23 protein-coding genes are annotated in these 23433 nt (G+C 73.4%); 15 read left to right on the top strand and 8 right to left on the bottom strand.

Annotated elements, in window-relative coordinates:
• The first annotated feature begins 36 nt into the window (after nt 1-36).
• From ACFVQ3_RS11450 to ACFVQ3_RS11415, 8 genes are all read left to right on the top strand, one after another.
• Nucleotides 37-1710: an NAD(P)H-hydrate epimerase gene (locus ACFVQ3_RS11450; RefSeq protein WP_387638897.1), complete on the top strand. Its 1674-nt coding sequence runs from the start codon at nt 37-39 to the stop codon at nt 1708-1710.
• 91 nt (nt 1711-1801) lie between these two features.
• Nucleotides 1802-2584 carry a nucleoside/nucleotide kinase family protein gene (locus ACFVQ3_RS11445; protein WP_387638894.1) on the top strand — a complete coding sequence of 261 codons (783 nt, stop codon included), beginning with the start codon at nt 1802-1804 and terminating at the stop codon, nt 2582-2584.
• A gap of 54 nt (nt 2585-2638) precedes the next feature.
• On the top strand, nt 2639-3637 hold the full coding sequence (locus ACFVQ3_RS11440; RefSeq protein WP_387638891.1) for a pseudouridine synthase: 999 nt from the start codon (nt 2639-2641) through the stop codon (nt 3635-3637).
• Between the two features lie 218 nt (nt 3638-3855).
• Complete coding sequence (alr, locus tag ACFVQ3_RS11435) at nt 3856-5175, top strand: alanine racemase (RefSeq protein WP_387639042.1); 1320 nt, start codon at nt 3856-3858, stop codon at nt 5173-5175.
• Nucleotides 5172-5849: a tRNA (adenosine(37)-N6)-threonylcarbamoyltransferase complex ATPase subunit type 1 TsaE gene (gene tsaE, locus ACFVQ3_RS11430; protein WP_387638888.1), complete on the top strand. Its 678-nt coding sequence runs from the start codon at nt 5172-5174 to the stop codon at nt 5847-5849. Before alr ends, tsaE begins: the two co-directional genes overlap by 4 nt.
• 9 nt (nt 5850-5858) lie before the next feature.
• Entirely contained in the window at nt 5859-6590 is a 732-nt protein-coding gene (gene tsaB / locus ACFVQ3_RS11425) for a tRNA (adenosine(37)-N6)-threonylcarbamoyltransferase complex dimerization subunit type 1 TsaB (RefSeq protein WP_387638886.1), read from the top strand.
• Nucleotides 6587-7135, top strand: a complete 549-nt coding sequence (gene rimI, locus ACFVQ3_RS11420) for a ribosomal protein S18-alanine N-acetyltransferase (protein WP_387638884.1) — start codon at nt 6587-6589, stop codon at nt 7133-7135. The genes tsaB and rimI overlap by 4 nt, the downstream gene beginning before the upstream one ends.
• Complete coding sequence (locus ACFVQ3_RS11415) at nt 7132-7989, top strand: sulfurtransferase (protein ID WP_387638882.1); 858 nt, start codon at nt 7132-7134, stop codon at nt 7987-7989. Before rimI ends, ACFVQ3_RS11415 begins: the two co-directional genes overlap by 4 nt.
• A 113-nt stretch (nt 7990-8102) precedes the next feature.
• Here ACFVQ3_RS11415 and ACFVQ3_RS11410 read toward each other — a convergent pair whose 3' ends face one another.
• Nucleotides 8103-8744, bottom strand: coding sequence for a malonic semialdehyde reductase (locus tag ACFVQ3_RS11410; protein ID WP_387638879.1), 642 nt, complete (start codon nt 8742-8744; stop codon nt 8103-8105).
• 165 nt (nt 8745-8909) lie between these two features.
• Here ACFVQ3_RS11410 and tsaD point away from each other — a divergent pair, with 165 nt between their 5' ends.
• Nucleotides 8910-9980 (top strand): tRNA (adenosine(37)-N6)-threonylcarbamoyltransferase complex transferase subunit TsaD, encoded by a 1071-nt coding sequence (gene tsaD / locus ACFVQ3_RS11405; RefSeq protein ID WP_387638877.1) that lies wholly within the window; start codon nt 8910-8912, stop codon nt 9978-9980.
• Between the two features lie 102 nt (nt 9981-10082).
• Here tsaD and ACFVQ3_RS11400 read toward each other — a convergent pair whose 3' ends face one another.
• The 3 genes from ACFVQ3_RS11400 to ACFVQ3_RS11390 form a co-directional block, all read right to left on the bottom strand.
• On the bottom strand, nt 10083-10832 hold the full coding sequence (locus ACFVQ3_RS11400; RefSeq protein WP_387638874.1) for a class I SAM-dependent methyltransferase: 750 nt from the start codon (nt 10830-10832) through the stop codon (nt 10083-10085).
• A 142-nt stretch (nt 10833-10974) separates the two neighbouring features.
• Nucleotides 10975-12111, bottom strand: coding sequence for a glutamate--cysteine ligase (locus ACFVQ3_RS11395; RefSeq protein ID WP_138825488.1), 1137 nt, complete (start codon nt 12109-12111; stop codon nt 10975-10977).
• Nucleotides 12112-12114: 3 nt separating this feature from the next.
• Nucleotides 12115-13413 carry an SAM-dependent methyltransferase gene (locus ACFVQ3_RS11390; protein ID WP_387638871.1) on the bottom strand — a complete coding sequence of 433 codons (1299 nt, stop codon included), beginning with the start codon at nt 13411-13413 and terminating at the stop codon, nt 12115-12117.
• A gap of 203 nt (nt 13414-13616) precedes the next feature.
• On the opposite strand from ACFVQ3_RS11390, the gene groES reads away from it, so the two are divergent.
• A complete protein-coding gene (groES, locus tag ACFVQ3_RS11385) occupies nt 13617-13913 on the top strand; it encodes a co-chaperone GroES (protein ID WP_030151887.1) in 297 nt (98 codons plus the stop codon).
• Between the two features lie 304 nt (nt 13914-14217).
• Here groES and ACFVQ3_RS11380 read toward each other — a convergent pair whose 3' ends face one another.
• Nucleotides 14218-14505: a WhiB family transcriptional regulator gene (locus ACFVQ3_RS11380; RefSeq protein WP_030151886.1), complete on the bottom strand. Its 288-nt coding sequence runs from the start codon at nt 14503-14505 to the stop codon at nt 14218-14220.
• Nucleotides 14506-14716: 211 nt separating this feature from the next.
• Between ACFVQ3_RS11380 and ACFVQ3_RS11375 the strand changes: the two genes are divergently transcribed.
• Nucleotides 14717-15874, top strand: coding sequence for a MerR family transcriptional regulator (locus tag ACFVQ3_RS11375; RefSeq protein WP_387638867.1), 1158 nt, complete (start codon nt 14717-14719; stop codon nt 15872-15874).
• Nucleotides 15875-15968: 94 nt separating this feature from the next.
• Nucleotides 15969-17492, top strand: coding sequence for an IMP dehydrogenase (gene guaB / locus ACFVQ3_RS11370; RefSeq protein ID WP_387638865.1), 1524 nt, complete (start codon nt 15969-15971; stop codon nt 17490-17492).
• A gap of 93 nt (nt 17493-17585) precedes the next feature.
• Here guaB and ACFVQ3_RS11365 read toward each other — a convergent pair whose 3' ends face one another.
• Together ACFVQ3_RS11365 and ACFVQ3_RS11360 are read right to left on the bottom strand one after the other, a co-directional pair.
• Nucleotides 17586-19127, bottom strand: coding sequence for a UDP-N-acetylglucosamine 1-carboxyvinyltransferase (locus ACFVQ3_RS11365; protein ID WP_387638862.1), 1542 nt, complete (start codon nt 19125-19127; stop codon nt 17586-17588).
• Between the two features lie 125 nt (nt 19128-19252).
• Nucleotides 19253-19951 (bottom strand): exonuclease domain-containing protein, encoded by a 699-nt coding sequence (locus ACFVQ3_RS11360; RefSeq protein WP_387638859.1) that lies wholly within the window; start codon nt 19949-19951, stop codon nt 19253-19255.
• 191 nt (nt 19952-20142) lie between these two features.
• Between ACFVQ3_RS11360 and ACFVQ3_RS11355 the strand changes: the two genes are divergently transcribed.
• Together ACFVQ3_RS11355 and ACFVQ3_RS11350 are read left to right on the top strand one after the other, a co-directional pair.
• A complete protein-coding gene (locus ACFVQ3_RS11355; RefSeq protein WP_387638856.1) occupies nt 20143-21267 on the top strand; it encodes a GuaB3 family IMP dehydrogenase-related protein in 1125 nt (374 codons plus the stop codon).
• Complete coding sequence (locus tag ACFVQ3_RS11350) at nt 21267-21833, top strand: GNAT family acetyltransferase (protein ID WP_387638853.1); 567 nt, start codon at nt 21267-21269, stop codon at nt 21831-21833. The genes ACFVQ3_RS11355 and ACFVQ3_RS11350 overlap by 1 nt, the downstream gene beginning before the upstream one ends.
• 76 nt (nt 21834-21909) lie before the next feature.
• Here ACFVQ3_RS11350 and ACFVQ3_RS11345 read toward each other — a convergent pair whose 3' ends face one another.
• Nucleotides 21910-22671: an SDR family NAD(P)-dependent oxidoreductase gene (locus tag ACFVQ3_RS11345; RefSeq protein WP_387638851.1), complete on the bottom strand. Its 762-nt coding sequence runs from the start codon at nt 22669-22671 to the stop codon at nt 21910-21912.
• 92 nt (nt 22672-22763) lie between these two features.
• Here ACFVQ3_RS11345 and ACFVQ3_RS11340 point away from each other — a divergent pair, with 92 nt between their 5' ends.
• A complete protein-coding gene (locus tag ACFVQ3_RS11340) occupies nt 22764-23378 on the top strand; it encodes a TetR family transcriptional regulator (protein WP_387638848.1) in 615 nt (204 codons plus the stop codon).
• Nucleotides 23379-23433: the final 55 nt, after the last annotated feature.

Genomic DNA, 23433 nt, shown 5'->3' with positions numbered 1-23433 from the left:
CGGGTGCACCGGTGGGCGCCGGGGCAGGATGGGCCCATGATCGAAGCGTTCACCGCCGCCCAGGTCCGTGCCGCCGAGGAGCCGCTGCTCGCCCGGGGGATCCCGCTCATGGAGCGTGCGGCGTTCGCGCTCGCTACGGTCGTGGCGAAGGACCTTCGGAGCGGCCCGCGCGGGCGCACGCCCGACGGCGCAGCGCGGCCTCGGCGCGTGACCGGCCGACGGGTGGTGCTCCTCGTGGGATCGGGCAACAACGGCGGCGACGCCCTGTTCGCGGGTGCCTTCCTGGCCCGGCGCGGTGTCGCGGTCGAGGCGGTGTGCACGAGCGATCGTCCGCACGCCGAGGGGCTGGCCGCGCTGCGCCGCGCGGGCGGGCGGGTCCGCGACCTCGCAGGCCCGGCCGGCCGCCCGTCCTGGTCGCAGGTCGTGGACGGGGTCCTCGCGGCCGACGTGGTCGTCGACGGGCTGGTCGGGATCGGCGCGACGGGGGCGCTGCGAGGCGCCGCCGGGGAGCTGGTCGCGGCCCTCGCGGACGAGCGGTCGCGGCGGTCTCCGGGGCGGGGCGGGGCGAGGGACGGTCTCCCGCGGGTCGTCGCGGTCGACGCCCCGAGCGGCATCGGCGTCGACGACGGCTCGGTCCCCGGGCCGGTCCTCCCCGCCGACCGGACGGTCACGTTCGGCGCGGTCAAGCCCGGGCTGCTGCTGCCGCCGGCGTCGCACCTCGCGGGGGTCGTGACGCTCGTCGACGTCGGGCTCGAGGACGTGGGCGGAGCGGCGGGGCCGCTGGTGCGGCGCCTCGAGCGTGCCGACGTCGCTCGCCTGTGGCCCGTCCCCGGGCCGACGGACCAGAAGTACACGCGCGGCGTCCTGGGGGTCGTCGCAGGCACGCCCACGTTCCCGGGGGCCGCAGTCCTGGCCGTCACGGCCGCGGTCCGCGCGGGCGCGGGCATGGTGCGCTACCGCGGGCCCGACGACGTCGCGCACGTCGTCGTCTCCGCGCGCCCCGAGGCGGTTCCCGCCGAGGGCAGGGTGCAGGCCTGGGCTCTCGGTTCGGGGATCCCGGCAGCGGGGGAGCGCCCGGCGCTGCGGGACGGCGTCGGCGGGAGGAACGCGGACGCCGGGCAGCACGATCGGATCCGGTACGCGCTCGCGGTCGCGTGCGGGGTGCTGTCCGAGGACGTGACCGGACCGAGGATCCCCGCGGTGGTCGACGCCGGAGCCCTGTCGCTGCTCCCGGACCGCTGCCCGCCGTCGGTCGTCCTGACGCCGCACGCGGGCGAGCTCGCGACCCTCCTGCGCGCTCGGGGCGAGGACGTCGACCGCGAGGGGGTCGAGGCCGAGCCGTCCCGCTGGGCGCGCAGGGCGCACGACCTCACGGGCGCGACCGTGCTGCTCAAGGGTGCGGCGACGGTCGTGGTCGGTCCGGCCGGCGCATGGTCGCAGGCCGACGGGCCTGCGTGGCTCGCGACGGCCGGCGCAGGAGACGTCCTCACGGGCCTCCTGGGCGCCCTGCTGGCGGCGTACGGCGAGCGCGTGGTGCAGGAGCCCGGCCTGGCCGCAGAGCTCGCTGCTGCGGCCGCTACGGTCCACGGGTGGGCGGGTGACCGCGCGAACCCAGGGGGACCGGTCGCGGCGCTCGACGTCGCCGAGGCGCTGCCGGGAGTGATCGCGACCCTGCTCGCCGAGGGTGACGCGCCCGCCCGCCGAGGGTGACGGTGGCACCCGCCGAGGGTGACGAGACGAGGGGCCGAGGGTGACGCACCCACCCGCCGAGGGTGACGAGACGAGGGGCCGAGGGTGACGCATGCGGATCGAGGGTGACCAGGTCGTGGTCGAGGGTGACGTCGTTGCCGCCCTCGTGGCGCGATGTCTAGCGCTCGTCGACTCTGCCCGGCGCGCGCCGGAGTCGCGCGGCCGTGTGAGGGTGCTCGTCGGGATCGCGGGGTCACCCGGAGCGGGCAAGTCGACGCTCGCCGCGGACGTCCTGGCCGCGCTCGCGGGCGGGACGGTGCCCGGCGCCCCGGACGCCGGAACGGTCGAGGGGCCACCGGCTCTGCGTGACCACCGCCCGCCTCCGGCCGGGTCGACCGGGGTGCGAGCCGTCGTCGTGCCCATGGACGGGTTCCACCTCGCGGACGTCGAGCTCGGACGCCTCGGTCGCCGGGCCCGCAAGGGCGCGCCCGACACGTTCGACGCGCACGGCTTCGTGGCCCTTCTCGAGCGGCTCCGGGCGCCACGCCGAGGAGTCACGGTCTACGCCCCCGCGTTCGACCGTGAGATCGAGGAGCCCGTGGCCGGCTCGATACCGGTGGGGCCGGAGGTCGAGCTCGTCCTGACCGAGGGCAACTACCTTCTCCTCGGCGACGAGCACGACGACGGGCGGTGGACCCCGGTCCGGGACCTCCTCGACGAGACGTGGTTCGTCGACCTTCAGGACGCGACGCGCGTCGAACGACTCGTGGCACGGCACGTCCGTCACGGCAGGACGCCCGCCGCGGCGCGGGAGTGGGTGCTCGGCTCCGACGAGACCAACGCCCGGCTGGTGGCCTCGACACGAGACCGGGCCGACGTCGTCGTGCGTCCCTGAGCGTCACCCGACCAGCGCAGACGCCTGCGCCGGGGCAGCGGCTACCGTGGAGGCGTGCCGCCCCCCACGACCTCTCACGTCCCGCCGCGCCGTCGGCGGATCCCGTTCCAGCCGCTGCCCGTGCGGGACGGGCTCAACGCGACGCGCGTCGTCCTGCCGGCGAACGGCGACGGCAGCGTGGGGGCGCCCCGGTGGGAGACCGTCCTCGACCACCTGGTCCACCGCTTCCCCGACGACGAGCCGCGCCTGCGTGAGAAGGTCGCCGCGGGCGAGGTCGTCGACCACCTGGGGCGCCCGGTGACCGCCGAGACGGCCTTCGCGCAGCACGCGCGCGTGTTCCTCTACCGGGACCCACCGGTCGAGACGCGCGTACCTTTCGAGATCGAGATCCTGTACCAGGACGACGACCTGGTGGTCGTCGACAAGCCGCACTTCCTCGCGAGCATCCCGCGAGGCGCGTTCATCGCAGAGTCCGCGCTCGTGCGGCTGCGGCGAGATCTCGAGCTGCCCGAGCTCTCGCCCGCCCACCGCCTCGACCGTGTCACCGGCGGGGTCCTCGTCCTGACCGTACGACCCGAGGTCCGCGGTCCGTACCAGACGCTCTTCGCCGAGCGACGTGTGACCAAGGTCTACGAGGCCGTCGCGGGCGTCGACCCGACGCTCGACCTGCCGCGCGTCGTGCGCAGCCGCATCCACAAGGAGCGCGGCGTCATGCGTGCCTTCGAGGTGCCCGGCGAGCCGAACTCCGAGAGCCTCGTCGAGCTCGTGGACACCCGGGGGGCCGCGCCCGGCCCGGGCCAGGGGGCACCCCGCACGCTCGGCCTCTACCGCCTCACGCCGCACACGGGCAAGACCCATCAGCTCCGGCTGCACATGAACTCGCTCGGTCTGCCGATCCTGCACGACAACTTCTACCCGACGTTCTACGACGTGCGCCCCGACGACTTCAGCCGCCCGCTCCAGCTCGTCTCGCGCTCGATCGAGTTCGTCGACCCGCTCAGCGGGGAGCAGCGGCGGTTCGAGACGACCCGCCCTCTCCAGGAGTGGCCCTAGGGCCGACGGCGTCACCCTCGGCGGGTGCGTACGTCACCCTCGGCGGGGGCCCCGGTCACCGTCGGCGGGAGGCGTCCCGCAGGCGGGTGAAGGAACCGGTGAGAGAATCGGTGACCGTGAGCCCCTTCAGCGACCCCAGGCACGGATCCGCGGACGACTTCACCTCTCTCACGGCGGCAGGCGCCCCGCGCCCCGCCGACTACTTCCCGGCGCGCGCCGTGATCGACCTGGGCGCGATCCGCTCGAACGTCGAGGCCCTCGCGTCCCGCGCGAGCACCGCGCAGGTCATGGCCGTCGTCAAGGCCGACGCGTACGGCCACGGACTGCTGCCGAGCGCCCGGGCGGCGCTCGCGGGCGGCGCGACGTGGCTCGGCACGGCCCAGGTCTCCGAGGCGCTCGCACTGCGCGCCGCGGGCATCGGCCCGGACCAGGCGCGGGTCCTCACGTGGCTCTACGCCCCGGGTGCCCCGCTCCGGGCGCTCGTCGACGCCGAGATCGACGTCTCGGTCGCCTCGCTGTGGGCGATCGAGGAGGTCGCCGACGCGGCCCGCGCGGCCGGGCGCCCGGCTCGCGTGCACCTCAAGATCGACACGGGGCTGGGGCGCAACGGGATCGTGCCGGACCAGCTGCCGGCAGCGCTCGACGCGGCGCTGCGGGCCGAGTCGGAGGGTGTGCTGAGCGTCGTCGGGATCTGGTCGCACTTCGCGTTCGCGGACGAGCCCGAGCACCCGACCGTCCTGCACCAGGTCGAGGTCTTCGACGAGGCGGTCCGGACGGCCGAGGGCGCGGGCGCCCGGTTCGAGGTGCGCCACCTCGCGAACTCGGCGGCGACCCTGACGAACCCGAGCGTGCACTACGACCTCGTGCGCCCGGGCCTCGCGGTCTACGGGCTCTCGCCGGTCCCGCAGCTCGGGACGCCCGACGACTTCGGGCTGACCCCGGCCATGACGCTCGAGGCCGAGCTCGCGACCGTCAAGCGCGTCCCGGAGGGCCAGGGCGTGTCGTACGCGCACGCCTACACGACGTCGCAGGCGACGGTCCTCGGTGTGGTGCCCCTCGGCTACGCCGACGGCATCCCGCGGCACGCGTCGGGCGCCCTGCCCGAGCGGCCGGGCGGCCCGGTGCTCGTCGGCGGGCCGATCGACGAGGCCGGCGGGGTGGACGGCACGGGCCGTGTCCTGCACGTCGCGGGGCGGGTCTGCATGGACCAGTTCGTGCTCGACCTGGGCCCGTATGCCGCCGAGGAGGCGGGCGACGTCGTGACGTTGTTCGGTCCGGGGACGGGCCTCGCGCGCGGCGGAGCCCCGACCGCGGAGGACTGGGCGCTCGCCGCCGGGACCATCAGCTACGAGATCACGACGCGCCTGGGGGCCAGCGTGCCGCGCGTCTACCGGGACGGCGACGCGTCAGGCCCGACGGCGGAGCTCACCACGGGCGGTGACGCCGCCCTCGGGGGGCCCGCCCCGGCGCGGGCGGACCGCGCACAGGACCACACGCTGCGTGACCGCACGCACGACGACCAGGAGTGGCTGTCATGACCGACCTGACCTTCGACCTGCCCGACGCGGACGCGACCCGCGCGTTCGGACTCGCCCTGGCGCGCGAGCTGCGCGCGGGCGACCTCGTGATGCTCACGGGCGACCTGGGCGCGGGCAAGACGACCCTGACGCAGGGCATCGGCACGGGGCTGGGGGTGCGCGGCCAGGTCGCGTCGCCGACCTTCATCATCGCGCGCGTCCACCCGCCGCTCGCGGACGGCCCGTACCTGGTCCACGTCGACGCGTACCGGCTCGGTTCGCTCGACGAGGTCGAGGCCCTCGACCTCGACGCGAGCCTCGACGAGTCGGTCACGGTCGTCGAGTGGGGGCAGGACCTCGTGGAGTCCCTCGCGGAGGACCGCCTGGAGATCACGATCGAGCGCCCCCGGGGCGGCGTCGACACGTCTGCCACGGCCGCGGTGCCCCGGTCCGGCGAGTCCGACGCCCCTGACGAGGCCGACGACGAGGCCGAGGCGCCCGAGGCCGGGGTCCGTCACGTGACCGTGCGAGCCCTGGGTGACCGGTGGGCCGAGGTCGACGGGCTCGCGGACGCCCTGCGTGCGGCGGTCGAGGCCGCGGCGGAGCACACCGCGACGGAGCACGCCGCAGCGGGCTCGGCCGCCGGTGCCTCGTCCGACCAGGACCTGGCCGCGAACCGGCCCGCGGAAAAGTAGGCTGGGACCGTGGCAGTTCTCGCGCTCGATACGTCAGCCGCCGTCGCGGTCGCCCTCGTCGGGGACGGCGGTGAACGGCTCGCTGTGCGCTCGGCGGACGAGCGCCGCCGGCACGCCGAGACCCTGGCCCCGCTCATCAGCGAGGTGCTCGCCGAGGCCGGGGTGGACCGCACCGCGCTGACCGCGGTCGTCGCGGGCACGGGGCCGGCCCCCTTCACGGGCCTGCGGGTCGGGCTGGTCACGGCGCGCACGCTCGCGCTGTCGCTCGGCGTCCCGGCGCTCGGCGTCTCGGGGCTCGACGCGATCGCGGCGCAGGCCGTGAGCGACCTGGGGCTGACGCCGGGCGAGGAGGTCCTCGCGACGGCCGACGCGCGCCGCCGTGAGGTCTACTGGGCGCGCTACCGCGTCGTCGCGCACGAGGGGCCGCACGCGACGCCGGTCGTCGAGCTCGTCGCGGGGCCGGACGTGGGTCCGGCCGCGGGGCTGGCCGACCAGGTCGAGGGTGCCGTGGTCGTGGGCGAGGGCGCCGCCCTCTACCCCGATCACCTGCCGCTCGCCGAGGACGCCCCACTCGTCCCCGACGCGGTCGTGCTGGCGCGGCTCGCGATCGCGCGACGCGACGCGGGTGTCGAGCAGCCCACCGAGCCGTTGTACCTGCGCCGCCCCGACGTCCAGGAGCCCGCGGCCCGCAAGCGCGCGACCGACGCACCCCCGGCCGATCGGAAGGCGAGCGGGGCGTGAGCGCGCACTACGAGGTCAAGCTGCGGCCGCTGCGCGCGGCGGACCTCCCGCGCGTCGTGCGGCTCGAGCAGGAGCTGTTCGGGCCGAGCGCCTGGACGTACGGGATGCTGGCCGAGGAGCTCGGCGCGCTGGGCCGCTGGTACGTCGCGGCCGAGCCCGTCCGGATCTACGCGGCGGGTCCGCAGGACCTCGTGGGCTATGCGGGCCTGTGGTTCGACGGTGACGTCACGCAGGTCATGACGATCGGGGTGGACCCGCAGTACCACCACCTGGGCATCGGCTCGGTGCTCCTGACGGCGCTGATCGACCGGTCGCGCCAGGTCGGGGCGAGCGCGGTCCTGCTGGAGGTCGCGGTCGACAACGACGCGGCGCTGGCCATGTACGGCAAGTTCGGGTTCGAGCAGCTCGGCATCCGCAAGCGGTACTACCAGCCCGAGGACGTCGACGCCTACACCATGCGCCTCGAGCTGACCGACGAGTCCGCACCACCTGCTCCGACGGGCGGCGAGAGCGGCGTGCTCCCCGACGAGCCGGGCGTCGCGTGAGCGCTCGGGACGTGGTGCTCGTCTCGGCACGGGCGCTGCACGACGAGCTCGCCGCGCGCACCGGCGACCTGGTCCTGCTCGACGTCCGCTGGGCGCTGGGTGTGACCGACGGCCACGAGCAGCACCTCGCGGGGCACCTGCCCGGCGCGGTGTTCGTGGACCTCGAGACCGAGCTCGCCGCACCACCGTCGCCTGCGCGGGGGCGCCACCCGCTGCCAGACGTCGCCGACCTCCAGGCGGCGGCCCGCCGCTGGGGCGTGCGCGCGGGGTCGCGCGTGGTCGCGTACGACGCCGTGGGTGCCACGTCGGCCGCACGCGCCTGGTGGCTCCTGCGCTGGGCGGGCCTCGAGGACGTCCGCCTGCTCGACGGGGGCCTGGGCGCCTGGACCGACGAGGGCTTCGCCGTCGAGACGGGCGACGTGGTCCCGGTCCCGGGCGACGTCCTCCTGTCCCAGGGCGAGCTCCCCACGCTCACGCCCGACGACGCGGCGCACCTGGCGTCGTCGGGCAGCGGGCTGCTGCTGGACGCCCGGGCGGGCGAGCGCTTCCGTGGCGAGGTCGAGCCCGTGGACCCGCGCGCGGGGCACGTGCCGGGCGCGGTGAGCGCGCCGACGACCGGCAACCTGGGGCCTGGCGGACGGTTCCTCGACGAGGCGGCGCTGCGCGATCGCTTCGCGGGCCTGGGCCTGGGCGACGGCACCCACGGTCGGGTCGGTGTGTACTGCGGCTCGGGGGTCACGGCCGCGCACGAGGTCGCGGCCCTCGCGACGATCGGCGTCGACGCCGCGCTGTACGCGGGTTCGTGGTCGCAGTGGTCGAACGACGAGACCCGCCCGGTGGCCACGGGGGCCTGACCGGACGGGTCCTGGGGTCGTGCAGGGCGGTCGCGACGAGCTGGGCGCCGGAGCAGGGTTGCGCCGCGCCGCCCGGGGGCCTCAGCGTCGTCGACGCTGCGACCGCAGGGGGCCTAGAGGGTCTCGGAGGCCTGGTCGAACGTGAGGCGCGTCTGGCGGGGGTACGTCGCACCCTCGCCGGCGGGGGTGCCGACGTTGATGACGACGAGCGAGTTCCAGCCGTTCTCGCCGAAGAACTCGGCGTCGATGCCGGCGGCGTCGAACCCGCCCATGGGGCCGACGTGCAGACCGGCGGCGCGCAGGCCCACGATGAAGTAGCCGACCTGGATCAGCGCCGACGTGCGGGACATGCCGGTGCGCGTCTCGACGCCGGCCGCCTCGAGGTTCTCCTTGGCGCCCTCCATGTGGGGGGCGAGGACCGGGAGGAACTCGTGGAAGTTGGGGTCGGCCGCGGCGACGATGGTCAGCGGCGCGGCGAGGGTCTTGGCCTTGTTGCCGTCGGCCATGTGCTCGACGAGGCGCGCACGGGCCTCGGGGTCGCGGACCACGAGGAGGCGCAGCGGGACGGTGTTCATGGCGGTCGGGCCCCAGCGGACCAGGTCGTAGGCGGCCTGGATCTTCTCGTCCGGGACCACCTCGTCCTCGAAGGCGTTGACGGTACGTGCCTCGCGGAACAGGAGGTCGGCGACCTGGGCGTCGATCTCGAGGAGGTCGTCGAACGCGGCGTCGATGGGGGTGAAGGTCTCTGTGCTCATGCCTCGGTCAACAGTTGAAGGATCAATCACTCTTCCCGGCGGGCGCCGTGACGTGCGACACATCGCCTCCGGCGGGCCCGGCCGCGGGCTGGTCACGGCCCGCCCGCGCCTGGCCGGTGCCGCGGCGCGCACGACGACCTCCCGCGCACGACTACCCTGGGAACCATGGTTTCTGGCGGTTCCTCTGACACCCTCGGCGCGCCCCTGGTCCTCGGGATCGAGTCGTCCTGCGACGAGACGGGCGTCGCGCTCGTGCGCGGACGCGAGCTCCTCGTCGACGCGGTCGCGAGCTCCATGGACGAGCACGCCCGCTACGGCGGCATCATCCCCGAGGTCGCCTCGCGCGCCCACCTCGAGGCGATGATCCCCACGATCCAGCGCGCACTGGGCCAGGCCGACGTCGACCTGTCCGAGATCGACGCGATCGCCGTGACGGCCGGGCCCGGCCTCGTGGGCCCGCTCACGATCGGCGCCTCGGCCGCCAAGGCCCTGTCGATCGGCCTGAACAAGCCGCTCTACGGCGTCAACCACGTGATCGGCCACGCCGCCGTGGACGAGCTCGTCCACGGCGAGCTCCCCGAGCGCGTCATGGCGCTCGTGGTCTCGGGCGGGCACTCGTCGCTGCTCCTCGTCGACGACATCGCGACGGACGTCACCGAGCTCGGCTCGACGCTCGACGACGCCGCGGGCGAGGCCTTCGACAAGGTCGGCCGCCTGCTCGGCCTGCCCTACCCGGGCGGCCCGCACATCGACCGCCTCGCGCGCGAGGGCGACCCGACCGCGATCCGGTTCCCGCGCGGCCTCACGGCCCGCAAGGACCAGGACAAGCACGCGTACGACTTCTCGTTCTCCGGGCTCAAGACCGCTGTGGCCCGGTGGGTCGAGGCCCGCGTCGACAGCGGCCTCGAGGTGCCCCTCAACGACGTCGCGGCCTCGTTCGCCGAGGCCGTCGCCGACGTCCTCACGGCCAAGACCATCGCGGCCTGCCGGCGGCACGGCGTCGAGACCCTCGTGGTCGGCGGAGGCTTCAGCGCCAACTCCCAGCTGCGCGACATGGCGGCCGAGCGCTGCGCCGCGGCCGGGATCGACCTGCGCATCCCGCCGATCCGCTACTGCACCGACAACGGCGCGATGATCGCCGCGCTCGGGTCCGCCGTCGTGCGGGCCGGGGTGGCGCCGTCGGGCCTGGACATCCCCGTCGACTCGTCGATGCCGCTCACGACCGTCTCGGTCTGAGCCGGGACGAGAACGGGGTCGAGGTCGCCATCCACGCGATGACGACCTCGACCCCGTTCTCGACGGCCGGGACGGCAGGGACGGCCGGGGTGAGCCCAGCGGTCAGCGCGCGGGGCGCAGCAGGAACGTGAACTCGTCGGCGTCCGCCGCGGCGTGGTGCCCTTCCTCGTCCTGGACGGCGACCGTCTCGAGGCCCGCCTCCGCGGCGAGCGCCCGGAACCCGTCCTGCGTGTACCAGTGGATCGTCCAGAGCCGCTCCTCGACCGTGCTCGCCCCGTCGAGGACCCGCTCGTAGCGCAGCGCGCTGCGCTGGGTCCGCGTGGGCTCGTCGCGGTCCTCGGCCACGACCCCGACCCGCAGGACGGCGCCGTCCTCGCGCGTCGTCTCGCGGGAGACGCCGACCGCGTCAGGGGGAGTGGGGGACGGGACGAACAGCGGGACCAGGGCGGTCCCGTCGTCGGTCAGGTGGGACCGGATGCCGCGCAGCGCCGCGAGGGCCGTGTCGTCGTCGGGCAGGAGGCAGAACGTGGGCCCCGCGAGGTAGATCGAGCGGTACGTGTGCGGCAGGTCGAGCGACTCCATGCGCTGGTGGTGGAGCGTCACGTCGAGGCCCTGGACGGCCGCGAGCTCGCGGCACCGCTCGAGCATGTCGGCCGACGAGTCCACGCCCTCGACGTCGAGCCCCAGCGAGCGCAGGACAAGGAGCGGGTCGCCGTCGCCGCAGCCCAGCTCGAGGGCCGGCTCGCCCGAGTCGAGCACGAAGCGCGCGTAGCGCTCCGGATCCTCGTAGCCGGACTTCAGGGGAGCGTAGAGCTCGGCGACGATGCCCGTGTAGAAGTCCGCAGGATCCATGCGCCCCATCGTCTCAGCAGGGGCAACGCATTTTCCGGACCGGCGCGCGGGGGCGGCAGGACCGCGAGCGCGCACGGTCGGGCGGCCCGCGCGGGCACCGTGGCGACGTGCGCGGGGTGCCGCGCGTCGCCGTCGGGCGCCTTCAGAGCGGGCGGCCCGCCCGCATCTCCGCGACGAGCGCCCGCACGACGGCGTCGAGCTCGCCCCCGTTGCGCCGCGCCACTGCCCGCTGCCGCTGGTAGGAGGCGCCCCGGCGCAGGATGAGGCGCACGTCGTCGAGCTCGGCGAGGCACCCGAGACGTGCGGCCACCGGTTCGAGCTCGACCAGCAGCTTGCTCACGGCCTCGGTCACGAGCTCCTCGTTGCCCGCACGGTCGAGGATGATGATCGCGTCCATGCCGTAGCGGGCCGAGCGCCACTTGTTCTCCTGCGCGAACCACGCCGGGATCGTGGGCAGCTCCTTGCCCTCGTCGAGCAGCGTCGACAGGTGCTCGACCAGGCAGTGGTTGAGCGCGGCGAGCGCGAGGACCTCGGTCAGGTTGGTCGCGCCGTCGCAGATGCGCGTCTCGAGCGTCCCGAAGCGTGGGGACGGCCGCAGGTCCCAGCGGACCTCGTCGAACTGGTCGATCACGCCCGTGTGCATCATGTCGCCGACGTAGCCCTCGAGCTGCTCCCACGTCTCGAACTGGAAGCCCAGGCCCGCGGTCGGGAGCTGCTGGAACATGAGCGCACGGTTCGACGCGTAGCCCGTGTCCTTGCCGCCCCAGAACGGCGACGACGCCGAGAGCGACTGCAGGTGCGCGAAGTACCCCAGCATGGCGCGCGAGATGGGCAGCACCTTCGCGCGGTCCTCGATCCCCACGTGCACGTGCACGCCGTAGATGAGCATCTGCCGCCCCCACCACTGCGTGCGGTCGATGAGGGTCGCGTAGCGCTCCTTGTCCGTGACCTTCTGCTGGGCCCAGCGCGCGAACGGGTGCGTGCCCGCGCTCATGAGCTCGACGCGCAGCGGGTCGGTCAGGACGCGGATCTCCTCGATCGCGGCCTCCAGGTCGCGGCCGGCGTCGCCGACCGTGCGGCACACGCCGCTCACGACCTCGACCGTGTTGAGGAGCAGCTCCTGGCGGATGTGCGGGTGCTGGGTGCCGTCGGTGGGCTCGACGGCGTCGAGCACGGTCTGGGCGACCTGGCGCAGGTCGCCCGAGTCCTTGTCGACGAGCGCGAGCTCCCACTCGATGCCGACGGACGAGCGCTCGGACCGGGCGAAGGGAAGGTGCACCGATCAGCCCCTCTCTCCAGGTGCGGGGGTGTCCAGGACGCTCGTGCCGTCGGGCCGGGTCAACGGCTCGACGACCAGGACCTGCTGCGATCCGCCGACCCGGGTCAGGACGACGGTCGCCTCCGCGGTACCGCGCAGGTCGAGCTGCTTGCGGAGCTGCTCCGGCACGACGGCCGTGCCCCGCTTCTTGATGGTCAGTCTCCCGACGCCCCGCTCCCGCAGGTACGCCTTGAGCTTCTTGAGGCTGAAGGGCATGACGTCCAGGACGCGGTACCCGGTCGCAAGATCAGCGCCGTCGGCGCTGCCCACGACTGCGCGCGGGGCGGGGTGGTCCGTCGTGACGTATGCGATGGTCCGGTCCAGCAGGCGGCCGCCGAGCTCCGCGGCGGCGTGTGCCACGAGCCCGGCGCGGATGATCGCGCCGTCGGGCTCGTACAGGTAGTGCCCGACGGCGCCGACGTCCGGCACGGGCTCGTCGTCGCCCTGGTCGTGGCGCAGGGTGCGCGACGTCGTGCGCCGGTCGCCGTCCGCGTCGGTCGTGGTACGCAGCACGAGGGCCGTGCGCCCGGGGCCGTCGGGGGCCAGGGGGCCGAACCACAGCGCGGCCTCGACGACGTCGCCGTCGACCGAGACCCACTGCGTCTCGGCGTCGGTGGGCAGGCCCGCGTGCGGGATGCCGGGACCGACCTTGATCCCGACCGCGGGCACGACCGAGCGCAGCGCCCACACGTCGTCGAGCGGGGGAGCGTACGAGCGCGGGTCGAAGATGCGGGTGCCCGATCGCGTGCGCCGGGCCGGGTCGGCGAACACACCGTCGACGCCCTCCGCGACGAGGTCGATGCTCAGGCCGTCGGCGTGGCGGACCTCGGCCTCGGGGAAGTGGCGCAGGTTGACCGTCGCGATCGAGGCGGTGACCTCGTCGATGTCGGTCGCGAGGACCTGGAGCCCCGTCCCGGCGAAGGTCATCGAGTCCGCGCCGATCCCGCACGTCAGGTCGGCCACCTTGGTGACCCCGGCCGCGTGGTACCGCCGCGCGTGGTGGGCCGCGACCACGAGCCGGGTCGCCTGCTCGAGGCCGTCCTGGGTGAAGAGCATGCCGTCGGCGAACGCGTCGAACTTGAGGTGCGCCTTGGCGCGCAGGCGGGACTGGGTGAGGGCCGCCGCGGCGAGCTCGGGGTCGACGCCCTGGGCGCGCAGGCCGGTCGCGAGCACCATGGCCTGGCGCTCGTCGTAGGGCGGGAGCGCGCTGAGGAGCGACCATCCCGCCGGGCTGAGCAGCTTGGTCAGTGCCGACGCGTCCATGCGTCGATCTTTCCACGCCCGGCGCGCGTTGGCACTCGCCTTGACCGAGTGCTAATGCGGACCTAGATTGAGCGTAGGTCGTCCCCACCCCCGGGTGAGGGCGACAAGAGCGACACCCGCCGGTCCGGCACCCGCGACGACGGACGGCAGGCAGCGCTCGACACCTACCCGTTGCAGTTCTCACAGCGAAACGGAGGTCCGACGTGTCGGTCCCCATCAAGCCGCTCGAGGACCGGATCGTCGTGAAGGCCCTCGAGGCCGAGACCACGACCGCATCCGGCCTGGTCATTCCGGACACCGCCAAGGAGAAGCCCCAGGAGGGCGAGGTCCTGGCCGTTGGTCCGGGTCGTATCGACGACAACGGCAACCGCGTCCCGCTGGACGTCGTCGTCGGCGACAAGGTCATCTACAGCAAGTACGGCGGCACCGAGGTCAAGTACGGGGGCCAGGAGTACCTGGTGCTCTCCGCACGCGACATCCTCGCCGTGGTCGTCTCCTGATCTTCTGATCACGGGCTGACGTCCAGCAGCACTGCTGGTGACGAAGGGCCCCGCAACCTGTCGGTTGCGGGGCCCTTCGTCGTGTCCGGTGCCGGCTGGATCTCGAGGCCGGCGCGGGCGCCGGGGACGTGTGGTGGGTGCTGACGGGTGCTGACGGGTGCTGAGGCAACTGACGCTGCTGAAGGCTGCTGACGGCTGCCGGCGGTGGCGGCATGGTCTACGTGGTGCGGTCTGCGTGGTGCGGACCGACTGGACGCGGACCGACTACGCGGACCGACTGGACGCGGACCGACGGGACGACCCGTCAGCCGGTCTTCGCGACGCCGGCCAGGATCGCTGCGCGCTCGTCCTCGCTCAGGCCGCCCCAGACCCCGTAGGGCTCACGCACCTTGAGGGACTGCTCGCGGCACTGCATCATCACCGGGCACGAGGCGCAGATCGCCTTGGCTGCCTCGGCGCGTCGTCGTCGGGTCGAGCCTCGCTCGCCCTCCGGGTGGAAGAACAGGGTGTCGTCCTGGTCACGGCACGAGCCCTGGTACTGCCATTCCCACAGTTCCATGACCGGTCCGGGGAGCCTCGAGATCTCTGTCATGGAGCACAACCTACAAGCGTTGCAGAAGTTGTTCAAGTGGCTGGGGTGGGCAACTTCGTGAACCGGTTCTTGGTGGTCTGCATCGATTTGCGTCTCGGGTGGCGCGAACCGCACTCGTTTCAGGAGTAGTTCAGGCGATCCGGTCATCACGGACTGAGACACGCCGCGTCCGAAGTGGCGAGTGAATGAACCGGTCGGCAGAATCGGGTGCATGACTTCACTCCGGTCCGCCCCGAACCCCGGCGGGCCCCGACGGAAGGCGACCGAGGCACCAGCTCTCGCCGTCGCGGCCGTCGCCAAGAGGCTGGGCGTCGCCCCGGCCACCCTCCGCACCTGGGACCGTCGGTACGGTCTCGGGCCCTCCGAGCACACCGCCGGTTCCCACCGGCGGTACACCGCCGACGACGTCGCGCGGCTCGTCGTCATGCGCCGCCTGACGCTCGAGGGGGTCGCCCCGGTCGACGCCGCGCGCGCAGCGCTCGACGCCGACGAGGCCGAGCTGGCCCTCGAGATCGAGGTCGGGCACAGCGAGGCGGACGACGACGCGGACGACGACGCGGACGACGACGCCGACGGCGCGGACGGCCCCGACGGTGACGGTGACCCCGAGCCGGGCACCGACTCCTCCTCGGCGGCCGACACCCCGCCCGGCGGGGTCCGGCTCCTGCGCTCGGTGCCGCGGTCGGCCGACGACGAGCCCGTGCGTCTCGGCGCTCCGCGCCCGACGAGCGTGTCCGACGTCGTGGACGCCGCCATCGCGTTCGACCAGAAGAAGTGCGACCAGCTCCTGCGCATCGCACCCGGCACCGACCCCGGCCACTGGTGGTCGACGCTCGTCGAGCCCGCGCTGCACCGCATCGCCGAGCGGACGTTCCTCGCGTCCCCCGGCGAGATGCCCGAGGTCGTGTTCTCCAACGCGACCCTGGCCGCCCTGCGTGAGTACACGCACGCGTCCGAGGAGGCGCTCGTCGCGGGAGGCGGGCCTCCGCCCAACCACCCGAGCCGCATGCGCCGGATCGTCCTGATCTTCGCGGCGCCGGGCGAGCAGGTGCCGCTCGCGGCGCACGCCCTGGCCGCAGCGCTCGGCGCGCAGGGGGCCATGGCGCGCATCGTCACGGGCTCGGCCACGGCGCACCGCTCGCTCGAGCTCGTCACCATGGTCCGCCCCGCGGCCATCGCGGTCGTGACCATGCAGCCCCGGCCCGTGCTCGACGTCGTGCAGACGTTGCACGAGGCCAACCCGGACCTGCCGATCTTCGTCGGCCTCGCGAACGACGAGGCCGCGGCGAGCCTGCCCTACGCCTCGACGGTCCAGCGCGTGCGCAGCTTCACCGGTCTGCTCCACGAGGCCCTCGCCGTCGTGCGGTGACCTGCACCACGCGCAGGCTCCCGGCTGTCTCCCGGCCGTCCCGTTGGCGGGACGGCCGGGAATATGCGGGAGGCCCTGAGCGTAGAATCTTGATGTGACCGACTCTCTCGCAGCCCCCGCACACGACCCCTTCGGCTTCACCGGACTGACGTACGACGACGTCCTCCTGCTCCCGAACGAGACGGACGTCATCCCGAGCGAGGTCGACACGACCGCCCGGCTGACGCGCGAGATCACCATGTCCGCACCGCTGCTCTCGGCGGCGATGGACACCGTGACCGAGTCGCGCATGGCGATCGCGATGGCCCGCCAGGGTGGGATCGGCATCATCCACCGCAACCTGTCGATCGAGGCGCAGGCCAAGGAGGTCGACCTCGTCAAGAGGTCCGAGTCCGGCATGATCACCGACCCGGTCACGGTCGGCCCCGAGGCCACGCTCGCGGAGCTCGACGCGCTGTGCGGCCAGTACCGGGTGTCCGGTCTGCCCGTGGTCGAGCCCGACGGCAAGCTCGTCGGCATCATCACCAACAGGGACCTGCGGTTCGTCAACCCCGCGGACTTCGCCGAGCGGCGCGTGTTCGAGATCATGACGCCCATGCCCCTCGTGACGGCTCCGATCGGCATCGCGCGCGACGACGCCGCCGCGCTCCTGGCCAAGCACAAGATCGAGAAGCTCCCGCTCATCGACGCCGAGGGCCGTCTGGGTGGCCTCATCACGGTCAAGGACTTCGTCAAGACGGAGCAGTACCCCGGCGCGACCAAGGATGGCGAGGGTCGTCTGCGCGTGGGGGCGGCGATCGGGTTCTTCGGTGACGCGTGGACCCGTGCGACCGCGCTCGCCGAGGCCGGTGTGGACGTCCTGGTCGCCGACACCGCGAACGGCCACGCTCGCCTCCTGCTCGACATGATCCGCAAGCTCAAGGCGGACCCGGCGTTCAAGGACGTCCAGGTCGTCGGCGGAAACGTCGCGACCCGTGCGGGCGCGCAGGCGCTCGTCGACGCCGGGGCCGACGGCGTCAAGGTCGGCGTGGGCCCGGGCTCGATCTGCACGACCCGCGTCGTCGCGGGCGTCGGCGTCCCGCAGGTCACCGCGATCTACGAGGCCTCGCTCGCGTGCCGCCCTGCCGGTGTCCCGGTCATCGGCGATGGCGGCCTGCAGTACTCGGGCGACATCGCCAAGGCGCTCGTCGCGGGTGCGGACACCGTCATGCTCGGCTCGCTCCTCGCGGGCTGCGACGAGAGCCCGGGCGACCTCGTGTTCGTCAACGGCAAGCAGTTCAAGCTCTACCGCGGCATGGGCTCGATCGGTGCCATGGCCTCGCGCGGCAAGAAGGTGTCCTACTCCAAGGACCGCTACTTCCAGGCCGACGTCGCGAGCGACGACAAGATCGTGCCCGAGGGCATCGAGGGGCAGGTGCCCTACCGCGGCCCGCTCGGGGCGGTCGCTCACCAGCTCGTCGGTGGCCTGCACCAGTCGATGTTCTACGTCGGCGCGCACACCATCCCGCAGCTCCAAGAGCGCGGCAAGTTCGTGCGCATCACGCCGGCCGGGCTCAAGGAGTCGCACCCGCACGACATCCAGATGACGGTCGAGGCTCCCAACTACACGGGACGCTGACCTCGCGGCCCGGGCAGGACCCGGGCACGGGACGAGACGACAGGACGGGCGCGACCCTTGCGAGGGTCGCGCCCGTCCTGTCGTCGGGTCAGGTCAGTCGCGGAACGTCTCGATCCGCGCGCCGAGCTCGATGAGCCGCTCCTGGAGCTGCTCGTAGCCGCGAGAGATGATGTCGACGTTGCGCAGCACCGAGGTGCCCTTCGCGGCGAGCATCGCGAGCAGGATCACGACGGCGGGCCGCAGAGCCGGCGGGCAGCTCACCTCGGCGCCCGACCAGTGGGTCGGGCCGGTGATGTCGAGCCGGTGCGAGTCGAGCAGCCGGACGTCGGCGCCGAGACGCGTGAGGTCCGTCAGGTGGATCGCCCGTCCCTCGTAGACCCAGTCGTGGATGAGGGTGTGCCCGCTCGCGCACGCCGCGATGACGGCGAAGAACGGCAGGTTGTCGATGTTGAGCCCCGGGAACGGCATGGGGTGGATCTTGTCGATCGGCGCGTGGAGCTCGCTCGGGTGGACGGCGACGTCGACCAGGCGGGTGCGGCCGTTGAGGGCCAGGTACTCGGGGGAGAGCGAGTAGCGCAGGCCCATCTCGGACAGCGTCGCGAGCTCGATCTCCATGAACTCGATCGGCACGCGCGCGACCGTGATCTCGGAGCCCGTGACGATCCCGGCGGTCAGGAGGCTCATGGCCTCGACGGGGTCCTCGGACACCGCGTACTCGACGTCGGCATCGATGTCGGTGCGTCCGTGGATGCGCAGCGTCGTGGTGCCGATGCCCTCGATGCGCACGCCCAGGAGCTCCAGGTAGAAGCAGAGGTCCTGGACCATGTAGTTGGGGCTCGCGTTGCGGATCGTGGTCACGCCGTCGCGAGACGCGGCGGCCATGATCGCGTTCTCCGTGACCGTGTCGCCGCGCTCGGTCAGCACGACGCTCAGGTCCTGGGTGCCGGGGGTCGCGACGACGGCCTCGTAGTTGCCAGAGGCCGCGGTGACCGACAGCCCGAACGGGCGCAGCGCGATCATGTGGGGCTCGACGGTCCGGGTGCCCAGGTCGCAGCCGCCCGCGTAGGGGAGGGAGAACTCGTCCTGGAGTCCGAGCAGGGGGCCGAGGAACATGATGATCGACCGGGTGCGACGGGCCGCGTCGACGTCGATCGAGGCGAGGTCGAGCTGCGCGGGCACGACGATCTCGAGGTCACGGCCGTCGGTCGACCAGGTGGCCTGCACGCCGATGCTGCGCAGGACGTCGACGATGCGGTCGACCTCCACGATGCGGGCGACGCGGCGCAGCGTGGTGCGTCCCCGGTTGAGGAGCGAGGCGCACAGCAGGGCGACCGCGCCGTTCTTCGAGGAGTTGACCTCGATGCGGCCCGAGAGCACGTGACCGCCGCTGACCCGCAGGTGGGAGTGCTTGGGTGCGCCGAACGAGATGATCTCCGAGTCGAGCGCGGCGCTGATCCGGGCGAGCATGTCGAGGCTCACGTTCTGCGAGCCCTGCTCGATCCGGTGGATCGCGCTCTGGCTCGTCCCGAGACGCTCGGCGAGCTGGGCCTGGGTGAGGCCCTTGTTCTGGCGTGCGCCGCGGATGAGGGCGGCGACCTGTGCGAGGTGCTGGGGTGCTTCGTCGACCATGGTCATGAGCCGACGATAACTCATGGATGAGATATTGGCGCGCCGGTCTTGAGGTGCCGGGTCGGCTTCACGGGATCATCACGAGGAGCCCATACGTTCTATGAGGTTTTTCGCGGACGGACGCCCGTGGCTCAGGACGGCCAGGCGGTGCTGGCCCCCGCGCCGACGTACCCCTGCCCGGCGCGCCAGGTGTTGAAGTTCTCCGCCCAGGCCCGGTGGGCCGTGATCTGGTGGCGGTGCAGCGAGTCGAGGTCCTGCTCGGCGAGCTCGGGGAAGACGCGGGTCATGGCATCGAGCACGTCGAGCGTCGCGAGGACGTCGACGTCCGCGGTGTGGAGGTTGCCGCCGTCGGTCACGCCGTAGTGCACGCACAGGTCGCCGAGCTTGCGCTTGCCCTTGCGGAAGCGGTCGAGCGAGCGGTCGAGCACGAGCGGGTCGATCACGGGAGTGACCTCCCGCCCCAGCCGTTCGCCCAGGGTCGGGAGGGCGTGGCGTGCGAGCTCGGCGTCGAGCAGCGACAGGTCGAACGCCGCGTTGAACGCGACGACCGGCACACCGATCGCGAGGTCCGCGGCGATGAGCGCCGCGATCTCTTCGAGGGCTGGTCCCGGTGCCACCCCGTGGGCGACCGCGTGCTCGGTCGAGATGCCGTGGATCGCGGCCGCCTCCGCGGGGATGGGGACGCCGGGATCGACGAGCCAGGTCCGGACCTCGGTGCTCTGCCCCGGGACGCGCCGCACGAGCGCGGCGGTCACGATGCGGTCGTTCGTGACGTCGACCCCGGTGGTCTCGGTGTCGAAGCCCAGCAGCGGTCCGGTCGTCCAGCTCATCGTCGTGCTCCTTGCGGTCGTCCTGTGGGTGGTGGCCCGGCGGTCCTCGCCGTTCGCGACCGTCCCTGGTCTCTGCTGGTGAGCATGCCAGCGGCCACTGACAGCCCTGCCGGGCGGTGCTGCTGGGACGCTGCGGTCCATCGCGTGGCGCGCGAGGGCGTGACCGCGTCCGGGGCCGGTATCCTCGTCGGGTGAGCAACGAGATCGAGATCGGTCGTGGCAAGCGCGGACGGCGCGCCTTCTCCTTCGACGACATCGCCGTGGTCCCCTCCCGGCGTACGCGTGACCCGGAGGACGTGTCGGTGGGGTGGCAGATCGACGCCTACCACTTCGACCTGCCGATCCTGGCGGCCCCCATGGACTCCGTGATGAGCCCGGCGACCGCGGTCGCCCTGGGCAACGCGGGCGGCCTGGGCGTGCTGGACCTCGAGGGCCTGTGGACGCGGTACGAGAACCCGGAGCCGATCCTCGCGGAGATCGCGACGCTCGACGCGGTGAGCGCGACGCGTCGCATGCAGGAGGTGTACGCCGAGCCGATCAAGGCCGAGCTGATCACCCAGCGCCTCAAGGAGATCCGGGAGTCCGGCGTCACGGTCGCGGGCGCCCTGTCGCCGCAGCGCACGCAGGAGTTCTACAAGACCGTCGTCGACGCCGGGGTGGACCTGTTCGTCATCCGCGGCACCACCGTCTCGGCCGAGCACGTGTCGGGCAACGCGGAGCCGCTCAACCTCAAGCGCTTCATCTACGAGCTCGACGTCCCGGTCATCGTCGGCGGGGCCTCGACCTACACGGCGGCGCTCCACCTCATGCGCACGGGCGCCGCGGGCGTCCTCGTCGGCTTCGGTGGCGGCGCGGCGCACACGACCCGCGTGAGCCTCGGCATCCACGCGCCCATGGCGACGGCCGTCGCGGACGTCGCGGCCGCGCGTCGTGACTACCTGGACGAGTCGGGTGGCCGCTACGTGCACGTCATCGCCGACGGTGGTGTGGGGCGTTCGGGCGACCTGGTCAAGGCCGTCGCGTGCGGTGCGGACGCCGTGATGCTCGGTGCCGCCCTGGCGCGTGCGACCGAGGCGCCGGGCAAGGGCTGGCACTGGGGTTCCGAGGCGCACCACCCGCAGCTGCCCCGCGGGGAGCGCGTGAGCGTCGGCACGGCCGGCACGCTCGACGAGATCCTGTTCGGCCCGGGTCGCCAGGCCGACGGCACGCTCAACCTCGTGGGTGCGCTCAAGCGTGCGATGGCCACGACGGGCTACTCGGACCTCAAGGAGTTCCAGCGCGTCGAGGTCGTCGTCTCGCCCTACCAGCCGCGCTGATGGCTCCGGGCCGCATCCGCGACGGGGTCGGGCTGACGAACGCCCTGGGCGCGGGTGCGCCCTCGGGCGTCGAGCCGGGCCCCGCGCAGGCTGACGGCGTGGTCGAGCCGTCGGGGGGCGGCGCCGTCGGTCCGTTCCGCGTGGGCGGTGTCGACTTCCGCGAGATCACGGACGACGACGTCGAGCAGGTCGTGGCCCTCTGGGAGGCGTGCGGCCTCGCGCGGCCCTGGAACGACGCGCACCTCGACGTGGCGGACGCCCGGACGGCCCCGTCCTCGACCGTCCTCGTCGCGCACGGGGACACCCCGGGCACCGTCGTCGCGACGGCCATGGCCGGGTTCGACGGGCACCGCGGTTGGGTCTACTACGTCGCCGTGGTGCCCGACCTGCAGGGCACGGGGCTCGGGCGTGACGCGGTGGTCGCCGCGGAGGCGTGGCTCGCGTCGCAGGGGGTGCGCAAGGTGCGCCTCATGGTGCGCACGACCAACACACAGGTCCTGGGCTTCTACGAGCGGCTCGGGTACGTCGACGCCGAGTGCACGGTCCTCGGGCGCGACCTCGTCTGAGGTGCCGGGGCCCCGACGAGGCCGGTCGGGCGACGACGAGCCGCCCGGCCGACCTCGGGCTCGACACCCGGCCTCGTCAGATGGTCGACCAGCCACCGTCCGACATGAGGAGCGCGCCGTTCACGTTCGCGGAGTCCTCGGAGAGCAGCCACGTGATCGAGGCCGCGAGCTGCTCGGCGGTCGCGGGGGCGGGCACGGTCGCCTGCATGATCGGCCCGAGACGCTTGGCGCCGAGCTCGGAACGGAACGGCGCCTCGATGTTTGTCGCGACGGCTCCGGGGGCCACGGCGTTGACGCGCACCCCCGCGGGGCCGTAGAAGAGCGCGGTGCTCTTGGTCAGGCCCACGACCGCGTGCTTCGAGGTCGCGTACGGGGTGCCCGAGGCACCTGCGCGGATGCTGGCCTCGCTCGCGACGTTGACGATCCGGCCGTGACCGGCCTCGACCATCGCGGGCAGCACGGCGCGCATGAGCTTCATGGGTGCGGTCACGTTGATGCGCATGACGCGCTCCCACAGGGCGTCGTCGATCTCGGCCGTGGGGACGAACGAGTCCATGATCCCGGCGTTGTTGACGAGGCCCGTGATGCGTCCTTCGCCGGCCTCGACGATGCTGGCGATCACGGCGTCGTCGGACACGTCGCCCACGACGGTCAGGAGCGGGGCTTCGCCGCTCTCGGTGGCCAGCGCGGCGAGGCGGTCGGCGTCGAGGTCGCTCGCGATGACGCGCGCGCCCTCGGCGAGGAGACGGGTCGCGGTGGCCTTGCCGATGCCGGAGCCTGCGCCGGTGACGACGACGGTCGCGCCGGAGAATCGGTTCGGGATGGTCGACGTGCTCATGATGGGGTCCTTCCGCCGGGTCGAGGTGCCTGGTCTGGCTCCTGCTACCTTTCTAGCACTCAGTGTCATAAAGATGTTCCCGAGGAGATGTGATGTCGCAGACACCCGCACGCCGTGGGCGCCCTGCCACGGTCGACCCGGCGCACGTCGCTGCGACGGCCTTGCGCCTGTTCACCGAGCAGGGATTCGGGAACGTCACGATGGACGACGTCGCGAGCGCGTGCGGCGTCGGGCGACGGACCCTCTTCCGCCTCTTCCCGTCGAAGGCCGCGATGGTCTGGGGCGGCTCGGGGGAGGCTCGCGACGCGATCACCGAGGTGCTCGACGCGAGCAGACCCGCGAGCCTGGCCGAGGCGCTCGACGTGGTGCGCGCCGCGTTCGTCGCGTCCTCGACCTTCCCCGACGACGCCCTCGAGGTCACGCGTCAGCGGCTGCGGCTCATCGGGTCGGACGACGAGCTGCTCGCCTGGGGCACCTCGCGCATCGGCACGTCGGCCGCGCTCGTCGAGTCCTTCCTGGCCCGCGCCGAGGACGGGTCCCAGCCGTCGCTGCGCGCGCGGTCGCTCGCCGCGGCGTGCTCGGCCGCGAACTTCGCAGCTCTCGTGTGGTGGGCCGAGGCCGCTCCCGAGCGGGACCCGGCCCAGGTCGTCGACGACGCCCTGGCGCACCTCCTCGACGGAGCGCGCACCTGGGCGGCGCAGGACTGACCGCAGCGGCCCGGCGCGATCCCGGCGTCGCCCGGCGCGGCCCGGCGCCCGCCGG

Origin of the sequence: Oerskovia sp. NPDC057915, assembly GCF_042887685.1 — a bacterium.
GTDB lineage: Bacteria > Actinomycetota > Actinomycetes > Actinomycetales > Cellulomonadaceae > Oerskovia.
This window is presented reverse-complemented; position numbering and strand designations above follow the sequence as displayed.